This window comes from Vibrio sp. SG41-7, from assembly GCF_014164465.1.
In the GTDB taxonomy this organism is placed as follows: domain Bacteria; phylum Pseudomonadota; class Gammaproteobacteria; order Enterobacterales; family Vibrionaceae; genus Vibrio; species Vibrio splendidus.
The window spans coordinates 1-21,293 of record NZ_JACJFF010000069.1 but is presented as its reverse complement, the minus strand read 5'-3'; the positions used below and the strand labels follow the sequence as shown (position 1 = coordinate 21,293).

The window sequence follows — 21,293 nt, the reverse complement described above, 5'->3', positions numbered from 1 at the left end:
AAATATACAGGTTGAGTTATGCAGAAAAGTGAATTAAGCAATGTCAATATCATCGACGAACAGGTACTGATTACTCCAGAGGAGTTAAAAGCAAAACTGCCTTTGAGTGATAATGCTCGTCGTTTCATTCAAGAGTCTCGTGAAACTATAGCAAATATCATTCATAAGAAAGATCATCGCATGCTTGTAGTATGTGGCCCATGTTCTATCCATGATATTGAAGCTGCAAAAGAGTACGCGAAACGCTTAAAAGATTTATCTGAGCAGCTTAGCGACCAACTGTATATTGTAATGCGTGTTTACTTTGAGAAGCCTCGTACCACTGTTGGTTGGAAAGGCTTGATCAATGACCCACATCTAGATGGTACGTTCGATATTGAGCATGGTCTGCATGTTGGTCGTGAGCTTTTAGTTGAGTTAGCTGAGATGGAAATCCCACTAGCGACCGAAGCGCTAGACCCAATCAGCCCACAATACCTAGCAGATACATTCAGCTGGGCTGCGATTGGCGCACGTACGACTGAATCTCAAACTCACCGTGAAATGGCAAGTGGCCTTTCAATGCCAATCGGCTTTAAGAACGGTACTGACGGTAACTTAGGTACTGCAATTAATGCGATGCAGGCTGCTTCTTCTAGTCACCGTTTCATGGGTATCAGCCGTGAAGGTGAGGTTGCACTGCTAACGACTCAGGGTAACCCAAACGGTCACGTTATTTTACGTGGCGGTAAGCAAACGAATTACGATTCAGTATCAGTACATGAATGTGAACAAGAATTGGGCAAATCTGGTTTAGAAGCTGCGTTGATGGTTGATTGCAGCCATGCGAACTCTCGTAAAGATTTCCGCCGCCAACCGTTGGTTGCTGAAGACGTTATCCACCAAGTGCGTGAAGGCAATAAATCGATTATTGGCCTGATGATTGAGAGCCACATTAACGAAGGTAATCAGCCGTCAGATATTCCTCTAAATGAGATGAAATACGGCGTTTCTATTACCGACGCGTGTATCAATTGGGAGTCAACTGAGGCACTATTGAAACATGCACATACGGAGTTAGTCCCGTTTTTAGAGAACCGCCTGAAAGGTTAGTCAGAGTTTAAATTTAAGTGCCTCATCTAATGGGGCATTTTAAGATCTGTTGCTAACGAACTTGCATCAGTGCAGGCTTTTAGATTAGTACGGGCTTATAGATTAGTAAGGAATAAAATGGCCGTTGAACTGAACGAATTACGCGACCAAATCGATGCTGTCGATAAACAAATGTTGGATTTACTCGCTCAACGACTAGCTCTAGTAGAGAAAGTCGGAGAAGTAAAAAGTGAACATGGTTTACCTATTTATGTACCAGAGCGCGAAGCTGCGATGCTGGCGTCTCGTCGTCAAGAAGCCGAGAAAATAGGGGTTCCACCGCAGTTAATCGAAGATATTTTGCGTCGTACGATGCGTGAGTCTTATGCCAGTGAAAAAGATTCTGGTTTTAAGTGCCTTAACCCAGAGTTACGTTCAGTGGTTATCGTTGGTGGTAATGGTCAACTTGGTGGTCTGTTTGGCCGTATGTTCAAGCTTTCTGGTTACGAAGTGAAAATCCTTGGCAGCCAAGATTGGGATAGAGCCGACGAGATTTTAGATAATGCTGGCCTTGTAGTTGTAACGGTTCCAATTCACCTGACAGAAGGTGTGATTGCGAAGCTGGGTAACCTACCAAGCGATTGTATTCTGTGTGATCTGACGTCGATTAAATCAAAGCCTCTACAAGCAATGATGAACATGCACCAAGGCCCAGTGGTTGGGTTACACCCAATGTTTGGCCCTGATGTTCCAAGCCTTGCGAAACAAGTGATTGTTTACAGCGATGGGCGTGGCTCTGAAAGCTACCAATGGTTACTGAATCAATTTGCTATTTGGGGCGCGAGCCTTTGCCAGATGGATGCTGCTGAACACGACCATGGCATGACTCTGATTCAAGCACTACGCCACTTCACTTCTTTTGCTTACGGCTTGCACCTAAGTAAAGAGAACCCGAACATTGATCAGCTTCTGAAGCTAAGCTCGCCAATCTACCGACTTGAGATTGCGATGGTTGGTCGTCTGTTTGCTCAAGACCCGAACTTATACGGTGATATCATTCTTTCTTCAGATGAGAACATTGAGATGATTCGACGTTTCCATAGTCGTTTCGGTGAAGCATTAGAAATCTTGGATGGGAAAGATAAAGCAAAATTCGTTGATAGCTTTAATCAAGTCAGTGATTGGTTTGGCGACTACTCGCAGCAGTTCTTGCAAGAGAGCCAAAATCTTTTAAAGCAAGCGCATGACTCGATTCATCGTGGCTAATCACTATTTGAAATCATAAAAAAGAGCGACCATCTGGTCGCTCTTTTTGTTTGTGCTGAACGCTATGAAAGCATTTGGCCTACAGTAGGCTAATAGCAATTAGATCATCATAGGCCAAACCAACAGGTCTTATCTATTAACAACTAGTTAGCCATTAACAACTAGTTAGTTGTGATAGGTTTTTTGCTCTCTTCACTCGATACCGTGTCGATGGTCGAGCTAATGTAAGGCACGTTAGTCAGGTTGATCTGCAAGCGAACCACATTATCAATCAGTTGAACCAGTGGGCCCCACTTAACCTTTTTCTCTTTTTCGAACACGTAGTTGAAGTTCTCCGGTGTCCAATCCATCAAGTATTGAGGGTTCAGTGAACGACCAAGGAAGCGTACTTCATAATGCAAGTGTGGGCCGGTTGAGTTACCTGAATTACCACAGCTCGCAATCACATCACCTTTACTCACAAACTGACCGCTGCGAACTTTGAATTTTTGTAGGTGCGCGTAAGAACTCATGAAGCCGAACGAGTGACGCATAGTAATAAAGTTACCGAAGCCTTTTTTACTTGGGCGTACCGTTTCAATAACTCCATCTGCGGGCGCTACAATATCTTCACCACGCTTACACGTCAGGTCGATACCAGTGTGTACATGGCGTTTACCTGAAATAGGGTTAGTGCGGCTACCATAAGAAGAAGATATACGTTGATAAGCCATCGGACTGTCGTTTGGAATCAAGCGAAACATCGTGGCTCTTACTGCTGAATCTACCGCAGCCGCATCAATGCGATCTTCTAAAGAGACATCATCGGTAAGCAGTTCTTCATCAGCAAGACCCAGCACGGATTCCACATCAAATACACGCTTACCAAGCAGTTGAATGGTGCCTTCTTTTTCTGTCAGTGTTTGCGATAACGAGTGATTGGTTTCTACCTGCTCAGCGTAAAGAAACTCGGTTTGCTCTTTTTCAACAATCAGCGTTTCAATCAACTGTTGTGCATCGCCTGCTTGCATCGCGAGCTCTTGTTTACCTTCGAAGTGCATGTATGCAGATCCGCCAATTAACAGTGGCACTGAAAAAATGGCAGTGGTGCACATGAGCACGGCTTTTCGGCCGAAGTAAAACGTCTGTTCCCCTTGGTTAGAGGGAATAGTAATGGAAATTTTTTTAGACATGGTTCTGTATTAACTAAATGCTTCTAATAGAAAAAGATAATGGAGATATTATTCCTTACCCAAATCGGTAAGGTGTTCAATCTCTCTGTAAAGCAGTTCATCGTCGCCGACATTAAGCTCAACAAGGCGCTTAAGGTGGCTAATACTATCAATATCTAAATGCTCTATGCGTAAACGCATTGAGGTATTGATGGTAGAGACTATCGTTGCTTCTAACTGAATATTGATATCACTGTTGGCGAGCTTAAAGCTGACTTGAACAGGAGCATCGTGGCTGAGTTGCTGCCATTTATCACACTGAATGAGTAAACCATGAAGAGATAAGTCTTGCACCGAGCCTGATACATTTACTCGTCCTTGTGAGATCTCAGTCGGGACTTGATAAATAACTCGTGAAAATTGACGTCTTTCAAGCATAGGTAATTTCTCTATATCAATAGGTAAATAGTAAGCTAGATATATCAAAGGCCGCTATTATCGCGGCCTTTGTTCAAAATACAAGCTAATTTACTTAGCAATACGCTTGTACTTGATACGGTGCGGTTCAGCCGCTTGTGCGCCCAGAGTCTTTTTCAGCCACTCTGTGTATTCAGTATAGTTACCTTCGTAGAAGTTAACTTGACCTTCATCACGGTAGTCTAAGATATGGGTCGCAATACGGTCAAGGAACCAACGGTCATGCGAGATAACCATTGCACAGCCAGGGAACTCAAGCAGCGCTTCTTCAAGTGCACGTAGAGTTTCGACATCAAGGTCATTGGTTGGTTCATCGAGTAGCAGTACGTTGCCGCCCGCTTTCAGCAGTTTAGCAAGGTGAACACGGTTACGTTCACCACCAGAAAGCTGACCGATGATTTTCTGTTGGTCGTTGCCTTTGAAGTTGAAACGAGAACAGTAAGCACGTGCAGGGATTTCGAAGTTGTTGATCTTAATGATATCAGCGCCTTCAGAGATCTCTTGGAATACTGTTTTGGTGTCGTCCATGCTGTCACGGAACTGATCAACAGAAGCAAGCTTAACCGTTTCGCCTAATTCAACTGAACCTGAATCTGGCTGTTCTGCGCCGCTTAGCATCTTGAATAGTGTTGATTTACCTGCACCGTTGGCACCTACGATACCCACAATAGCGCCTTTAGGCATGCTGAATGATAGGTCGTCGATAAGAACGCGATCACCAAATGACTTCGTTAGGTTCTTAACTTCAAGTACCTTGTCACCTAAACGCTCACCCGGCGGGATGAACAGTTCGTTGGTTTCGTTACGCTTCTGGTATTGGCCAGTCGTCAGTTCTTCAAAACGAGCCATACGAGCTTTAGACTTAGCCTGACGGCCTTTAGGATTCTGACGAACCCACTCAAGTTCTTTCTCAATCGTCTTTTGACGTGCGCTTTCGCCTGATTTTTCTTGTTTCAGACGCTCATCTTTCTGTTCTAGCCAAGATGTGTAGTTACCTTCCCATGGGATACCTTCACCACGGTCAAGCTCAAGAATCCAGCCAGCAGCGTTATCTAGGAAGTAACGGTCGTGGGTAATTGCCACAACAGTACCGCTGTAATCAACAAGGAAATGCTCAAGCCAAGCGACTGATTCTGCATCCAAGTGGTTAGTTGGTTCATCAAGAAGCAGCATGTCTGGCTTCTCTAGAAGTAGACGACAGATCGCAACACGACGACGTTCACCACCGGATAGGAGTTCGATTTTCGCATCCCACTCAGGAAGACGAAGTGCGTCAGCTGCGCGCTCTAGAGCTGTCTCTAGGTTGTGGCCGTCTTTCGCTTGGATCAGAGCTTCAAGCTCGCCTTGTTCTTTAGCAAGAGCGTCAAAATCTGCATCTGGTTCAGCGTAAGCTGCATATACTGCATCGATACGCTTAAGTGCGTCTGCAACATCAGAAACCGCTTCTTCTACGATTTCACGCACTGTTTTTGATTCGTCTAGTACAGGCTCTTGCGGTAGGTAACCGACTTTAAGACCTTGTTGTGCACGAGCTTCACCATCAATATCAGTATCAATACCAGCCATGATACGTAGTAGGGTAGATTTACCTGAACCATTTAGACCCAAAACACCGATTTTAGCGCCAGGAAAAAAGCTAAGAGAAATGTCTTTAAGAATTTGACGCTTAGGTGGAACAGTTTTGCTCACCCGAGACATGGTATATACGTATTCAGCCATTGCCGATCGATCCTAATTTATTGTTCAAAATTGTCGTCTATTTTATACCAATATCCCCAAAGATGTTACTCCTAGGACAGAAAAGCCATTCTTGAACTAATCCTTACCTATTATTGTCACATTGGTCATTAAAACTATATTTAATAAGCTTCTGAGGCGAAGTGTTAAATATTAATAATATTTACACTCAATCTCTTTACATTTGATGTGATGTCGGGCGTAAATAGACTTCACGTATTCATACACGCACTAAGGAAAGAGCGAATGTTTTTCCGCATTGGTAATACGAAAATTGCTGTGGCTGCATCGGCAATTTTGTCTTCATTTTCACTGGCTCCGATGGCTATGGCTAGCAATGCCTCCGAGCTTGAAATGCAGCGTGATGTTTATGACAGAGCGCAAGAGGTTTTAGACAACCGTGATCTAGAAGCTTACTCTGCGCTACGTAACAAAATTCAAACATATCCGTTAACGCCTTACACTGATTATCGCGCCTTCTTATTAGGCTTAGGTGATCGCACACCTGCTGAAGTGGATGCCTTTATTGAAGAGAATAAAGCCCTACCATTTTCGAATCGTATGCGTGCGCCTTATTTAGATTTATTGGCGGCTCAAAAACAGTGGAAGACGATCCTTGAGTTTCAAACCAAAGAGCCTGTTGGTGAAAAATATCAATGTATCTACTACCGTGCGAATTATGAGCAAGGAAACAAAGAGCTCGCCTTTAAGGGTGCGAAGCAGCTTTGGTTGAGTGGCAGTGGTGTCGATGATAGCTGTGATCCGCTCTTCGAAAGTTGGGATGAAGCGGATTTAAGAACGGATGAGCTGATATTACAGCGAATGCTATTGGCGTTTGATAAACGAAACGGCAAGTTAATGACCTATCTGATCAAGCAATTGGAGCATGATGAGTCAATTGCTCAAGCTAAGCAGATGAAGGCGTTGTACAACAAGCCTGAAAATGTACTAGCGTTTGCTAAGAAGCACCCAGCGAATGAATTCTACCAAGCTCAAACCGAATTTGGTTTCGAGAAGCTCGCAAGGAAATCAGCAAGCAGCGCTCAAGAGGTTTTTGATGATGTTGTGAAAGCTCAAAAGTTTTCGAAAGAAAAATCCCAAGAGCTAACGGATTACTTAACGTTCCGCTTGATCAATACCGACTCTGAAGAGTTGATGGCGTGGCGAGACAAAATGCTCGCGAGTTCATCAAAGCAAGTCTTGTTGGAAAGACGTGCTCGCTTAGCGATTCAGCATGCCGATTGGACTGGCTTGAAAGAGTGGATTGCGCGCTTAGATGATAAGCATCAGGCTTCGCTTCGCTGGCAGTATTGGCAAGGTAGGGCAGAGATAGCACTCGGTGATACTGCTAAGGGTAACAAACGACTGTCAGATATCTTGGGCCAGCGTAATTTCTACAGTGTGGCTGCGGCTAAGCAGTTAGGTAAGCCAGTTCAGTACCCAACATCGACACTCAAATACAACGCTGAAACAGTAAAGCCATTTGAGACTTCTTTGGTTCGAATCGGCGAGCTGATTGACCGAGATAAAATTGCGGCAGCGAAGAGTGAGTGGCGTTGGTTGTTAACCAATGCTGATAAAGATCAGAAATCAATGCTCGCAGCTCATGCTGCGACGCAGCGTTGGAACCACTTTACAGTGACAGCGAGCATCTCTGCGAAGATGTGGGACAACATAGACCTACGCTTCCCTGTTGCTCATAAGTGGTGGTTTAACTTCTACGCCGAAAAGCACGATATTAACCCAATCACCTTAATGTCTTTAGCGAGACAAGAGAGTGCGATGGATTCAGAAGCTCGCTCTCCAGTTGGCGCGCGTGGCATCATGCAAATTATGCCAAAGACGGCGCAATATACGGCGAACAAACATAAGATTAAATATCAGGGCAGCGATGATCTTTATGATGTCGGCAAGAACATTGAGATTGGTAGCCACTATCTAGATGGCCTATTAGCTCAATATGATAACAACCGTATTTTTGCATTTGCTGCTTATAATGCAGGCCCGAGTCGTGTGAAACAATGGCGTTCACGCAGCGATGAAAAGCTCGATGCATTTGCTTTTATCGAAATGATTCCATTCAAAGAGACTCGTGGCTACGTTCAGAATATCTTGATGTTTGAGACTTACTATCGAGATATCTTGGGCGAGAAAGGGATGTTTTTAGCGCCCCATGAGGCCGAAACGAAATACTAGGGGTTCGGTACTTTCTCCGAAACTGAGTCATATTAAAGGCAGTGAGTGCGAACCAGTTCCACTTGCTGCCTTTTTACATTGGATCAAAGCAAGTGTTTCGGTATAAAGTGTTAAACGCTTTCAATCATTAAGCGGCTACTTCAAGCCAAAATTTAAAAGTAAGTGTAGAGATATGGCATCACAACCTGAATATGAGAATTGGCAACAACTAATGGATTTGGTAAAAACAGCGGCTGAGAAAGATCAGCATGAACTGTTGTTGACCATGATGATGACACCTGATGAGCGAGATGCTTTGGTCGCTCGAGTGAATATTCTTTGTGAACTCATGAAAGGGGACATGTCACAAAGACAGGTGAGCCAAATGTTAGGTGTGGGTGTGGCTACGATCACGCGAGGCTCTAATGAGCTAAAGGCTAAATCTGAGCAAGAGAAAGCGGCAATTGCAGAGCTGTTACTTAAGTAAGCATTTAAACAGTAAGCCTAAGAACTTGATAAAAACGCTAACCATAGGTTAGCGTTTTTTGTTTTTATCCCGCTCAATGATATTACCTCTAGAGAGGCGAAATATCGTGTTTCTTAAACAAGACTAAGCAGGGAAGTGCTTAGGGTTAACAAATGGGATCAGCGCTAGGATTAAAGCTTGGCTATATACAGAACTGCGAGATAGTTGGTTATGTGTCAATAAGCCAATCGCACCGCCTTTTTGTTTTATGTTGTCGGTGCCGAAGACTTCATCCATCACATCACCTAGCTCATTCGCATGCTGGAGTTTATCAAGCACAACGGGTGGCAGCATCAAGCTTGCTGAGCGAGATTCTCCGCGCTGACCGTTTGCTTCAACGACCATCCAAGCAAATGTAACCTTTCCTTCTATTCCAGACTCTAATCCAACATAAAAATCCGCATCAGGTTGAGCTTGAGTTGCGTTGTGAACGCGATTTACCGCACCTTGATAGGTCTCGTCGTTGCTCATCGGTTGATCGGCGACACCGCTAGGAACGCTGATGCCTTTGAAATCAAATTCAGTATCAGGAAAAGCAGATAAGAATGCACTTTTAACGGCGTTAATTTTAGCTGGGTTCAGCGATGCGATGATTACAGATTTCATGTATTGGATTCTTTTTGTTATCGATTAAATTGAGTTGATGCTGTCGGTACCAATCACTCAGTTCTTCTAATGGCATAGGTTTACCGAAGTAATAGCCTTGCAGCATATCGCACTGTGCTTCTTGCAACCACCGATGCATGCTTTCAGTTTCGATGCCCTCGGCTGTGACCTTCTTACCCTGAGCATGACATAACCCGATAACCGGTTTCACTATGTTCTGATTATCGGTCTCAATTAAGGTGTCTAAAAAGGCTTTATCGAGCTTAATTTTTTGAGTTGGATACTGCACCAGTTGAGTGATGGAGGTGTAGCCAGATCCAAAGTCATCAATGGCTAATCGATAGCCCATATCAGAGAGTTCGTTAAGCAGCGGAAAACCTTCAGAGTTTGAGTAAAAGGTTTCGGTAATTTCAAAATCAATCAAACTTGGCGGAATTCGATTTAAATCGGCGTGCTCTTTGATGAAGTCAGCAAGATCAGTCGTTTCAATCCCAGCAGAAGATAAGTTAACCGATAACTGAATTGAGTGATCAAATTGAGACTGAAGTCGATGAAAAGAAGCAAATGCATTCTGAATGACCCACTGATCAACCTGATCGAATAATCCTGTTTGCTCGGCAATTGGAATGAATTCATCAGGTGGAACCAAGCCTAGTTGCTCCGAATTCCAACGTAATAACACCTCAACACCAATAACATGGGTTCCTGTTGAATCCATGTACGGCATATAAACGAGTCTAAATTCATCATCAAAGTTCTTGTCTCTGAGTGCGCGTTCAATGTTTGCTTGGCGTTGAATCGCTTTGTCTAAATCTCGTGAATAGTCAGCAAATTGGTTTTTACCTGCGCGTTTGGCTTGGTACATCGCGGTATCAGCGTTCGACAGTAGCTTTTCGATGGAGTGGCCATCGTTGGGGTAGGTCGCAATACCAATACTGACCGTGATCGGAAAGCTCCCTGATTCTGTGATAAAACCTTTTTGTAGTGGCGTCAGTAAGCTCTCAGAGAATCTATGCGCGATATTCCCTTGGCGAGTAGGGGCGTTAATGTACACAACGAACTCGTCTCCAGAAAGTCGGGCTGGCATACAATGAGCGTCAAATTCTGTTTTATAGTGGCTACAAATATCGGAAATACGCTGAGCAAAACTGACCAGAATGGAATCGCCGATTTGATGTCCATATTTGTCATTCACAAACTTAAAGTTATCTAGGTCAAAGTAGAGAACCCAGGTTTCGGTATTCGAGCTAGGCTTGGGTAATGATTGCTGAACGAAGGTTTGAAATTGATGCCTATTGGCTATTTGGGTTAATTGATCATTCTCGGCCAATAGCTTGGTCTGTTGGTAGGTGTTATCTAACTCTTGGTACATGTCATAAAAACGCTGTGATAGGCGGCCAAGCTCATCACGAGTGCCTAAACGTTCGATGTTCTTACGTTGTTTTTTCTCGACTTGCTGCAGTTGTCGGTCGAGTCGTGTTATCGGGGATATCACACTGCGAGACAAAAGCATGAGTAGCAGAGCAACCGTCACAAACGCGGATAGTGCAAAGGACAAACTCAGCTTATTCCAAATTGATTCGAGCTTGTTTTCCAATAGGAATGGCGCCGGGTCAACTGTGGCGTATAGTTCTGGTGCAAGCTTGACTGAGTGGGTGACATTATTTTCCAGAGAAACCGCTATAGATGTGAAGAATAAGCTGGTTTGGTAGTCGAACTCTATCTGTTTTCTCAGCGCATTAAATTTATCGAGAGAGACTGACACAACAACAAAGAACACATCGTCGGGGTGATTGTTTGCGGTTGGGAAAATCGTTTTTTTGTCTACCTTCTCGTAGTGAACCAACATCCCTTCACCTTGAGAGTTTTGAATATAGTTGGTACTTGATGCTGCTAAGGTGTCTTGATAGTACTGATCCACAAAATCCAATATTTTGCTGTCAATCTGAGTGCGTGAGTCGCTGTTATTATCAGCGTAATAACTCAATTTTCGCTGACTATTGAGAAGCGCTAACCCGGTATAGCTTTCATCGTCATCTTGCAAGAAGTGTATGGCTTCTCGAAGGTTACTAACCAGTTCAAGATCGCGAGATAGGTTTTGTTCAGTGAGAAAGTAACGCTTCACCATGTCACTTTGGGTCAAGGTGTAAGAGTAGCTATTTAGGAACGAGCGAGACTGTCGAAAATATCCTGCCAACTTTTCCATGTTTAGCTGAAGTGCGTTGTCTTCGCGTTTGATAAAACTGCTTTTCTGCGTTGAATAAATAATATAGCTAGAAGCTGCGGTACTGATCAGTATCACAGGGGTTATCAGTAGTAAGATTTTAGTACTTAGCTTCATAGTTAATGACAACACTATTTATAATTTAAGCGCGTAAGTTTATGTTACTTAATACTTACTCGCTATTAATTACACGTAGTTCGATGATTTCCTGTGAAGGGGGTAAGGTTTTGTCTTTATTGATAAAAAAGCCACTAATGAGTTTTTTGTTAAGAAGGTGTTGAATGGTGTGGGTTAGAAGGCATGTACAGCCAGTGAAATAATCGAGTCATGTCTCAGGAATACGTAGTGTGAGTATTCCTGAGTACGAGTTATTCCATTAGCCGCAGGTTTTAGCATTTGGCCTACTGTAGGCCAAATGCTTATAGCAGATTTAAACTTATGCCAGCTTTAAACGTTTGTTCGTTAAAAGCTTATGTTTGCCAAAAACTTATGTTCGCCAAAGCTTATATTCTCTGAAAACTTATGTTTGTTAAGAGCTTATGTTTGCTAAAAGTTTATGTTCATTAAAAACTATGACAACTTAACCTGCGTCGCTTTGATGTTCTCACTTGGATAACAACCCAACACTTTAAGGTGACGAGTAATGGCAGTTAGTTCTGTTATCGCTTGCTGCATATTATCTGCATCCAAATGTGCTTCTAAATCAACGTAGAACATCTCTTCCCATGGGTTGCCCATGATAGGACGAGATTCCAGCTTAGTCATGTTGATACCCAAGCGTTGTAGGATTAGTAGAGTTTCTACCAAAGAACCCGCCTCTTGAGAAGTCGACATGATCAGTGTCGTTTTAGCTGGAATTTGAGTTGATACTTCTACCGGTTTACGTGCCACAACGATGAAGCGAGTGTGGTTCTCAGTTTGGTTTGCAATATTTCCTTGGATTGGCTGAAGCCCATAAAGCTTGCCGCTCGATGCATTACCAATTGCTGCCACATCATCGCCCTCCAGATCTTTAACCTTCTTCATTGCATCAGCTGTACTTGCGCAAGACTCAAGGCTGACACCTTTAAGGCGACTCAAAAACTCACTGCACTGTTGGTGAGGTTGTGGGTGTGAATAGAGGGTTTTGATGTCTTCTAAACGAATATCATTTTTCGCAACCAAGCAGTGTTCGATTGGTTGAGACAGTTCACCTACGATATAAAGCGTTGTGTGTTGCAGTAGGTCGTAGACCTCGTTGATTGAACCTGAGCTGGTGTTCTCAATCGGCAACACACCGTAATCTGCATGACCAGATTCCACCGTCGATGCCACTTCTTTGAAATGATTGCAGTTAAGCTCTATCAATTCCATATTCTTACGGCTGAAATATTCACGGCTAGCAAGATGAGAATATGATCCCTTAGAACCTAAGAATGCAACGCGAGCCAGAGGTTTACGGCTTTGCGGGTTCGCTAGGTTTTGTAAGTATGACTGCTGTAGTAAAACGGAATCTTCGATGATGGTGTGAAACAGTTTAGTAATGTACTGCGCATCAAGCTCATATTTATCTTTACCGTTGTTGATCAGCTTAACCAGAAGCTGCTGCTCACGAACGGCATCGCGTACGGGCTTTGATGTTTCTACCTTGCTTTTCGCAACTTCGATACTGAGTTTGCGACGTTCGGAAAGTAAACTCAGCAGTTCGTCATCTAAATCATTAAGACGAAGGCGGATATCATCCAGTGAAATTGAGCGGTCAGTCATAAATGTGTCCTTATAAAAAAGCCTCCCTAGTGTGGGAGGCTTCTTGTTCGTTTTTGACTTGTTTTTCTAAAACGACTCAGCCTCCGATTTACGGAAGAAAAAAGAAGTCAAAAATAAACAAAGATTGAGTGTGCATAAAAAGTGATTGTTTTATGAATGTTTAAACACAATAAGCAAGCGAGCTACGAGCGTCAAGCAAAAAAATAGCGCCCTGAGGCGCTATTTTTTAATCTGTTCTCTTTCCTTATTCTACTTCAGCTTCTAGCTCTTCGATTTCAGGCTTTTCAGCGCGGCGCGCTTCAGGTTTATGGCGTAGCTTGTTGAGTTGACGCTCTAGTTTTTGTTCTACTTCGTTGATAGCTACGTAGAGGTCGTCATGGATTGATGAAGCAACAAGTTGGCCTTTTGGTACGGTTAGAACCGCTTCAAATTTTTTCTTCTTGTTTGGTTCTTCGCTAAAGCTCGCTTGGCAGCCAATGATGTCTACTTGCCATTTATCCAGCTTTTTAAATTTGCTTTCTATGTGATCACGGATTGCAGAGGTAATGTCGATGTTTTTACCAGTGATGTTCATTTTCATAGAAGTTTTCCTCTGTTGTATCCCTCATGGGTTAACTTCAGATTACGACTTTCAGGAATAAAGAATGTGATCTAGATCTTGTTTTGGTTGGGTGGGATAAGCATTAAAATCAAATGTGATCTCACGCAAGTCTTAGTATCTTTTTGGCGAAAAATGCTTGTTATCTCTATGAAAAAAGATAACTTGGAGGCAAGGCTTCGCTAAAAATTAAACCAGTTTTTAGGGGCGTCTTACAGCTTATTGAAAGTGTTTGATTGAAATTTACTCAATAGTGTTTTGTGATGTAGGTCTCGCGTTCTAGATCGCTACGTAAGCTTCTTCAGAATTAGATAAACAAAAGCCGCATAAGTTTTCTTATGCGGCTTTTGTGTTTTTAGCTTTACCTAATACCTTTGGCTCTCCAGTTCTGGGATTGATGCGATCCTAGTCGTTAGTGTTCAGTAATCTCGCTGTGCCGTTCTCTCGGATAGCATTGATAGCTTGTAACTGCTTATAGATTACAAAGTAACGGTTGATGTTGGCGACATAGGTCACCGGTTCTTTGCTCACGTATTTACGAGTGATGATTTCTACGTTTTTAAACCAGATGTTTGGGTTGTAACCTTTCTGCTTGGCAATGCGCCTCATCTTTCTGATCTTAGCAGGACCAGCGTTGTAAGAAGCCAAAGTGAAGTAGATTTGGTTATCTGGCGTAATGGCAGGGTCGTCAAAATACCTGTCCTTAATGAAACGCATGTATTTCACACCCGCATGGATGTTGTTATCCACTTTATGTATGTTTTTGATGTTGACGTTTTTGTCTTTGGCGGTACTTGGCAACACCTGCATCACACCAATAGCTCCACGGTGAGAAACCCGGCTTTGATCCAGTCCAGACTCTTGGAAACCTTGTGCAGACATCATCAAAGGGTCGAATTCGTATTGACTCGAATACTTTTCAAAAACATCTGACAGCTTAGCCACTCGGTCTATTTTATTTGGGTTGAGCGCTCTACCTAACCAGCGAGTGTTGTCGATGTATTTCTGATAGATAACATTTCCAAGTAGGGTACCTGTTCGTGCCGTCTTGACGTATTTGTTGATCTCTTTTTTTAGTTGAGGGCTGTTTTTTCTTAATGCCCACGCTATTTGGCCATTTTCACGTAAGGGTAAATCGTGATGGACCTGAATGTTTTCCATTACGTCAGTCCATAACTTTGCTTTATGGCTATCTAGGATTGTGCCTTGTATATAGCCTTGGTTGACCAACTCTATCAGCTCGTAGTCTTGTAATGACTCCTCAATAAAGTGGACATGCAGCGGTGGTAAGTCTAATTCATTCAGTTCTTTATTGACTCTTTGTACACTCTCGAAGTAACTCGAACTTGCACGAATCCAAACCTCTTTACCGCTCAGTTGCTTGATTTCGGTGATAGGGGCTGAGTTCTTTCCTGTGATAATCAGTTCTTTTCCATTTTTAATCATTGGGTCGGAAAAATCGATGATTCGTAATCGCTTGTCGGTGATCGTCAGGTTCGCGACAGCGACGTCGCCATAACCAGATTCTAATGAGGGAAGTAGATCATCTCGCTGCACTGGGATAATTTGAACATTAAGGTAAGGGTGTTTCTTACGAAGGCTCTTCTCAAAGTGGTAGAGCATTTCAGCCACGATGCCTTTTGGTTTGCCATCCTCGATATAATAAAAACCAAGATCAGCAGACACGAGCACTCTAACCGTTCCTTTGGTTTTGAGCACATCTAAGTCACCCATGTAAGGCTCGTTGCTTAACGGGGACAGTTCTAATGCGTAGGATAATTGGCTAAATAGCGATATCCAGATAAATAATAACAACCTACTCACATCCACACTCCATGTTGATGTTTTGTTAAAAGTTATCTTTTGAAGATACCGTGTATTATGCGATTCATCAAGTTTACGAAATTAAGTTCAAAAAAAACGCGCTAATAAATTAGCGCGTTTTCGAATGAATATGACAACGTTGATTAAGGCAGTGGGTTTAACTCAATCAATTTTTCTGTTCTTGAAGCTGCGTCTTCTAAACCTAGTTGTTTATAAGCTTCTAACTGAATATCCAAAGACTTACGTGCAGCAATTGTGTCTGGGTAAGTCTTCTGCAGCTCTTGTGTTCGGTTTACAGCTGCAATCCAAGCTTCACGGCGTAGGTAGAAATCAGCGGTTGCTAAGTCATACTCTGCGAGGCGGTTCTTAAGTGCGAACATGCGTTTTTGCGCATCTTCCGCATAAGGGCTGCTAGGGAAGCGTTCCAGTAGTCGTTTGAAGTCAGCAAACGCGAGTTTCACTGGCTCTGGATCTCGGTCACTACGGTCGATATTAAAAATGTCGTGCATGAAGTTACGGTCTTGTGCCATGTGCGTTAGGCCGCGCATGTAAAGCACCCAGTCTTGTTTTTCATGAGTCGGGTTTAAGCGTAGGAATCGAGAAATGGTGGCAAGGCCTAACGCCAAGTCATCATTTTTGTAGTACGCGTAAATCAGATCTAGCTGTACTTGTTCCGAATAGGCGCCGAATGGGTAACGAGAGTCTAAGGCTTCTAGCTTTTCGATTGCAGAAAGCCAGCTACCGCTCTGTAGGGACTCTTGAGCGTCAGAGTAAAGAACCGATGGTGGTACATCCGGTACTATTTCTTCAGTACTTGAACAGCCAACTAAGAGTGATACGGCTAATAGACCCGATAAAGTAAGGTGTTTCATGTCAGGCGTCGATTCCTTGAATTAAATATTTCGTAAGCTTCCGTTACTTTCTAACCAGTAACAGATACAATGATGCAATTATTCTATTTTATCCATACTAATGGGTATTAGTCTCACGGTTTTTAAAAAAGTTCGATATGGCTCAGCAGATAACATTAACAGACACAGTAAAAAGCAGCCAGTTAGGTCAACGTTTAGACCAAGCTGTCGCTGAACTATTTACCGATTTTTCTCGCTCTCGTATTAAAGAGTGGCTTCTTGACGGCAAAATCCAAGTGGATGGCGAAGTTATCACTAAACCGCGCACCATAGTTTTGGGCGGTGAAGCGATCATCTTACAAGCGGAGCTTGCAGATGAAGAGCGCTGGGAAGCACAAGATATTCCGTTAAACATTGTCTATGAAGATGATGATTTATTGGTTATCAATAAGCCTCGTGATCTGGTTGTACACCCAGGCGCAGGTACGCCGGATGGAACCATACTAAACGCATTGCTTTTCCATTACCCTCAGATTGCAGAAGTACCTCGTGCGGGTATTGTGCACCGTCTTGATAAAGACACAACCGGTCTTATGGTTGTGGCTAAGACGGTTCCAGCTCAAACTCGCCTTGTACGTGCACTTGCTAAACGTCGTATCACTCGTGAATATGAAGCAATTGCTATTGGCAAAATGACCGCGGGTGGTGTGGTTGAGAAAGGCATTAGCCGTCATGCAACTAAACGTACTTTAATGGACGTGAATGAATTAGGTAAGCCTGCGGTAACTCACTACCGTGTTGCGGAGCATTTCCGCGAACATACTCGAATTCGTCTACGCCTAGAAACAGGTCGTACTCACCAAATCCGTGTTCACATGTCATACCTTCAGCATCCTCTGTTAGGTGATATTGCATACGGTGGTCGTGCACGTATTCCAAAAGGTGCATCTGAAGAGCTGACGACAATGATTCGTTCTTTTGATCGCCAAGCGCTGCATGCTGTAATGCTTAAATTTGTTCACCCTATTACTGGTGAAGAAGTTGAGTTCCACGCACCTGTTCCAAATGACATGGTTGTGATGGCAGAAGCATTACGTGTTGATGCTCGCGAAAACATAGAAGACGACATTTAATCGTGTCAATGATCATCCCTGACTGGAACGCTCCTCAAAACGTGAAAGCATTTGCTTCGACTCGTTTCGATGGTTGTTCTACAGGTGCTTATCAAGGGTTAAACCTCGGTATGCACGTTGGGGATGATACTTCGCTTGTTGAAAGCAATCGAATATGGCTAAAGCAACAATCTAAGATGCCCACAGCTCCAGTATGGCTAAATCAAACTCACTCAACGGATGTCGTTACGGTTTTAGAACCGGTGACGAATGTTCTTGATGCTGATGGTGCATTTACCTCTGCAAAGGGTATTGTGTGTTCAGCGATGACGGCTGATTGCTTGCCAGTAATTCTTACTGATACCAAAGGCACTCAAGTCGCGGCTGTTCATGCGGGTTGGCGTGGTCTTGCTGGTGGCATTCTTGAAAATGCCGTCGCAAAGTTTTCAAATCTAGATTCAGATAATCAGATCATGGCTTGGCTTGGCCCTGCAATTGGCAAAGATGCATTTGAGGTTGGCAACGATGTGTTGGAAGCTTTTGTTCGTTTTGACCCTCAAGCTAAATTAGCATTTCAAGCCAAAGCTGAACCTGGCAAATGGCTGGCAAACATGTCTCAACTCGCGACTCAACGATTAATGAAAGTTGGCGTGACTTCAGTGACAGACTCGAATCTATGTACATACGCAGATTCAGATGCTTTCTATTCTTATCGCCGTGATGGCATTACTGGACGTCAGGCTACATTTATTTGGTTAGAGTAATCTCTGGCTAGCACAACCACTCATCCAGCTCATTTATATTTTCATATAAGCTCTATTCTTCACTCTTATCCCTTGAAAATCCGCGTTACCGTATCCATCTTCTAACCATAAGATAAACATATCTAAGAGTAGGAAGGTTGGCATGCGTCTCGATCGGTTCACTAGTAAATTCCAAATTGCGATATCTGATGCTCAGTCGCTCGCATTAGGTCGTGATCACCAATATATAGAACCTGTGCACCTAATGGTGTCTTTGCTTAATCAAGATGGCAGTGCGATTCGTCCATTGCTTACTATGCTGAACATTGATGTTGTTCAATTGCGTTCTAAATTGAGCGAAATATTAGACCGAGTGCCAAAAGTAAGTGGTATCGGTGGTGATGTTCAGCTTTCGAATGCCATGGGAACGTTGTTCAACCTATGTGACAAGGTCGCGCAAAAGCGCCAAGACAGTTACATATCTTCAGAAGTATTCCTACTCGCTGCAATTGAAGACAAAGGTCCTTTAGGAAACTTACTTAAAGAGCTAGGCCTTACTGAGCAAAAACTATCTCAAGCTATCGAGCAAGTTCGTGGTGGTCAAAAAGTCGATGACCCGAATGCCGAAGACAGACGCCAAGCATTAGAGAAGTTCACCATTGATCTGACTGAAAGAGCGGAGCAAGGCAAGCTAGATCCTGTGATTGGTCGAGACGATGAAATCCGTCGTACTATCCAAGTACTTCAACGCCGTACTAAGAATAACCCCGTTATTATTGGTGAGCCTGGTGTCGGAAAAACGGCAATCGTTGAAGGTTTGGCGCAGCGCATTATCAATAATGAAGTACCGGAAGGCTTGAGAGGGCGACGAGTTCTTTCATTAGACATGGGCTCTTTGATTGCAGGTGCTAAATATCGTGGTGAATTTGAAGAGCGCTTGAAATCGGTTCTCAACGAATTATCGAAAGAAGAGGGCAACATTATTCTCTTCATCGATGAAATTCACACCATGGTAGGAGCAGGTAAAGGCGAAGGCTCTATGGACGCCGGTAATATGCTGAAACCAGCATTGGCTCGTGGTGAGCTGCATTGTGTAGGCGCAACGACACTCGATGAACATCGTCAGTATATAGAGAAAGATCCTGCATTAGAGCGTCGATTCCAAAAAGTGATAGTCGATGAGCCAACCGTTGAAGACACAGTTGCGATTCTTCGTGGTTTGAAAGAGCGCTATGAACTTCACCATCATGTAGAAATTACCGATCCTGCTATCGTAGCGGCGGCAACGCTATCTCACCGATACGTTTCAGATCGTCAGCTACCGGATAAGGCGATTGATCTCATTGATGAAGCGGCTTCGAGCATTCGCATGCAGATAGATTCAAAGCCCGAGTCATTGGATAAGTTAGAACGCAAAATCATTCAGTTGAAGATTGAACAGCAAGCTCTGACGAATGAAAATGATGAGGCCAGTGAAAAGCGCCTGCGCACGCTACAAAGCGAACTTTCTGAGAAGGAGCGGGATTTTGCTGAGCTTGAAGAAGTTTGGAACGCTGAAAAAGCGGCGCTTTCCGGGACGCAACATATCAAATCAGAGTTAGAACAAGCTCGTATGGATATGGACTTTGCAAGGCGTGCTGGCGATCTTAACCGAATGTCTGAATTGCAATATGGTCGAATCCCAGAGTTGGAGAAGCAGTTAGACCTCGCGACTCAAGCTGAAATGCAAGAAATGACCTTATTACGTAATAAGGTAACTGACGCTGAAATTGCCGATGTTCTTTCAAAGCAAACCGGCATTCCGGTTTCTAAAATGCTAGAGGCAGAAAAAGAGAAGCTTCTGAAAATGGAAGGTGTTCTGCATAAGCGGGTTATTGGGCAAGCCGAAGCGGTAGAAGTGGTATCGAATGCGATTCGTCGTAGTCGTGCTGGTTTATCAGATCCAAATAAGCCGATTGGTTCTTTCTTATTTCTTGGTCCAACGGGCGTAGGTAAAACCGAACTGTGTAAAACACTGGCTAACTTCATGTTTGATAGTGACGATGCCATGGTTCGTATCGATATGTCTGAGTTTATGGAGAAACACTCAGTGGCTCGTTTGGTTGGTGCTCCTCCAGGTTACGTTGGGTATGAAGAAGGTGGTTACTTAACTGAAGCTGTTCGTCGAAAACCTTATTCTGTGATTCTGCTTGATGAGGTAGAGAAAGCGCACCCTGATGTTTTCAATATTCTATTGCAGGTTTTAGATGATGGACGATTAACCGATGGACAAGGTCGCACGGTCGATTTCAGAAATACCGTAGTGATCATGACATCTAATCTTGGCTCTTCGAGAATTCAAGAAAACTTCAATACGCTCGATTACCAAGGAATAAAGAATGAGGTGATGGAAGTGGTAGGTAAGCATTTCCGCCCTGAGTTTTTGAACCGTGTTGATGAAAGTGTCGTGTTCCATCCATTAGGCCAAGCTCACATCGAGTCAATAGCCGCTATTCAGCTTGAGCATTTGAAGAAACGAATGGAAGACAATGGCTATGAGCTTGAAGTTTCGGACAAAGCACTGAAGTTGATCTCTCAAGTCGGTTTTGATCCTGTCTATGGTGCGAGGCCCCTTAAAAGAGCAATTCAGCAGAGTGTTGAGAACCCATTAGCGAAAGCGATACTTGCAGGGAAAATCAATCCGGATAAGAAAGTGCAGCTATTAGTGAATAACGACCGAATTATTGCTCACCAATAATCAAGGTAAGAACGATAGGTACGATTAGTCGAAATTAAGACGTAATCGTACCTATTTTGAACGCTTTGTGTGAATAGTGTCCGAACGATCGCTTGTTGCGGTCTTTTTTCGTTTTTGGCCTTGTGCAAAGGGGGACTCTCTCTATAATGCGCCTCCGTTGCCAGGGATAACTAAGCGGTTTGAACTAAGTAACGAGACGACATTAAGCATTTAAGATGCTTTGAAAAATTAGCTGGAAAAAGTGTTTGACACTGGAACCCAATTCGCTAGAATGGCCGTCCACTTAGAGAGGCTCCTTACTAAAAGGAAGGCCCAATAAGTAAAGCTCTTTAACAATTTAAACCTATCAATCTGTGTGGGCACTCGTTGATGAATATCAAAACGTTATTGGTTCTTTTTCGAAAGAGCGTAATGACAGTTACTTCGGTAACAAACTTGATTTCAATGAA

The 21,293-nt window shown here is 43.3% G+C and carries 16 protein-coding genes and 1 other annotated feature; of the genes, 7 read left to right on the top strand and 9 right to left on the bottom strand.

The annotated features are described in order from the left end of the window. Positions 1–18 precede the first annotated feature (18 nt). Together H5300_RS17310 and tyrA are read left to right on the top strand one after the other, a co-directional pair. A complete protein-coding gene (locus H5300_RS17310) occupies positions 19–1,092 on the top strand; it encodes a 3-deoxy-7-phosphoheptulonate synthase (protein ID WP_017077736.1) in 1,074 nt (357 codons plus the stop codon). 117 nt (positions 1,093–1,209) lie between these two features. Then, on the top strand, positions 1,210–2,337 hold the full coding sequence (gene tyrA, locus H5300_RS17305; protein ID WP_065606793.1) for a bifunctional chorismate mutase/prephenate dehydrogenase: 1,128 nt from the start codon (positions 1,210–1,212) through the stop codon (positions 2,335–2,337). A 161-nt stretch (positions 2,338–2,498) separates the two neighbouring features. Here tyrA and H5300_RS17300 read toward each other — a convergent pair whose 3' ends face one another. From H5300_RS17300 to ettA, 3 genes are all read right to left on the bottom strand, one after another. Further along, a complete protein-coding gene (locus H5300_RS17300; RefSeq protein ID WP_182796498.1) occupies positions 2,499–3,509 on the bottom strand; it encodes a M23 family metallopeptidase in 1,011 nt (336 codons plus the stop codon). A gap of 48 nt (positions 3,510–3,557) precedes the next feature. Beyond that, positions 3,558–3,926 (bottom strand): PilZ domain-containing protein, encoded by a 369-nt coding sequence (locus tag H5300_RS17295; RefSeq protein ID WP_102536945.1) that lies wholly within the window; start codon positions 3,924–3,926, stop codon positions 3,558–3,560. Between the two features lie 90 nt (positions 3,927–4,016). After that, positions 4,017–5,684, bottom strand: coding sequence for an energy-dependent translational throttle protein EttA (gene ettA / locus H5300_RS17290; RefSeq protein ID WP_004735040.1), 1,668 nt, complete (start codon positions 5,682–5,684; stop codon positions 4,017–4,019). A gap of 264 nt (positions 5,685–5,948) precedes the next feature. Here ettA and H5300_RS17285 point away from each other — a divergent pair, with 264 nt between their 5' ends. Further along, positions 5,949–7,898, top strand: a complete 1,950-nt coding sequence (locus H5300_RS17285) for a transglycosylase SLT domain-containing protein (protein WP_017084808.1) — start codon at positions 5,949–5,951, stop codon at positions 7,896–7,898. 172 nt (positions 7,899–8,070) lie between these two features. Continuing rightward, the gene (gene trpR / locus H5300_RS17280; protein WP_017084809.1) at positions 8,071–8,364 is read left to right on the top strand and encodes a trp operon repressor; all 294 of its coding nucleotides are present in this window, start codon (positions 8,071–8,073) and stop codon (positions 8,362–8,364) included. Positions 8,365–8,487: 123 nt separating this feature from the next. On the opposite strand, the gene yjjX is transcribed toward trpR, so the two are convergent. From yjjX to H5300_RS17250, 6 genes are all read right to left on the bottom strand, one after another. Further along, the gene (gene yjjX, locus H5300_RS17275) at positions 8,488–9,009 is read right to left on the bottom strand and encodes an inosine/xanthosine triphosphatase (RefSeq protein WP_004735037.1); all 522 of its coding nucleotides are present in this window, start codon (positions 9,007–9,009) and stop codon (positions 8,488–8,490) included. Next, positions 8,972–11,350, bottom strand: coding sequence for a bifunctional diguanylate cyclase/phosphodiesterase (locus tag H5300_RS17270; protein ID WP_182796497.1), 2,379 nt, complete (start codon positions 11,348–11,350; stop codon positions 8,972–8,974). Before H5300_RS17270 ends, yjjX begins: the two co-directional genes overlap by 38 nt. A gap of 453 nt (positions 11,351–11,803) precedes the next feature. Continuing rightward, positions 11,804–12,979, bottom strand: a complete 1,176-nt coding sequence (pheA, locus tag H5300_RS17265) for a prephenate dehydratase (protein ID WP_004735035.1) — start codon at positions 12,977–12,979, stop codon at positions 11,804–11,806. A gap of 12 nt (positions 12,980–12,991) precedes the next feature. After that, positions 12,992–13,113, bottom strand: a sequence feature (Phe leader region). 110 nt (positions 13,114–13,223) lie between these two features. After that, positions 13,224–13,559 (bottom strand): ribosome hibernation-promoting factor, HPF/YfiA family, encoded by a 336-nt coding sequence (hpf, locus tag H5300_RS17260; RefSeq protein WP_004735034.1) that lies wholly within the window; start codon positions 13,557–13,559, stop codon positions 13,224–13,226. Positions 13,560–13,982: 423 nt separating this feature from the next. Further along, positions 13,983–15,407 (bottom strand): lytic transglycosylase F, encoded by a 1,425-nt coding sequence (locus H5300_RS17255; RefSeq protein WP_310736160.1) that lies wholly within the window; start codon positions 15,405–15,407, stop codon positions 13,983–13,985. A 137-nt stretch (positions 15,408–15,544) separates the two neighbouring features. After that, complete coding sequence (locus H5300_RS17250) at positions 15,545–16,273, bottom strand: outer membrane protein assembly factor BamD (protein ID WP_004735032.1); 729 nt, start codon at positions 16,271–16,273, stop codon at positions 15,545–15,547. 137 nt (positions 16,274–16,410) lie between these two features. On the opposite strand from H5300_RS17250, the gene rluD reads away from it, so the two are divergent. The 3 genes from rluD to clpB all read left to right on the top strand — a co-directional run bounded on the left by rluD (position 16,411) and on the right by clpB (position 20,844). Beyond that, positions 16,411–17,385, top strand: coding sequence for a 23S rRNA pseudouridine(1911/1915/1917) synthase RluD (gene rluD, locus H5300_RS17245; RefSeq protein WP_054548366.1), 975 nt, complete (start codon positions 16,411–16,413; stop codon positions 17,383–17,385). Between the two features lie 8 nt (positions 17,386–17,393). Beyond that, the gene (pgeF, locus tag H5300_RS17240) at positions 17,394–18,128 is read left to right on the top strand and encodes a peptidoglycan editing factor PgeF (protein WP_102548801.1); all 735 of its coding nucleotides are present in this window, start codon (positions 17,394–17,396) and stop codon (positions 18,126–18,128) included. A 142-nt stretch (positions 18,129–18,270) separates the two neighbouring features. Continuing rightward, on the top strand, positions 18,271–20,844 hold the full coding sequence (gene clpB / locus H5300_RS17235; RefSeq protein WP_017077748.1) for an ATP-dependent chaperone ClpB: 2,574 nt from the start codon (positions 18,271–18,273) through the stop codon (positions 20,842–20,844). Positions 20,845–21,293 lie beyond the last annotated feature (449 nt).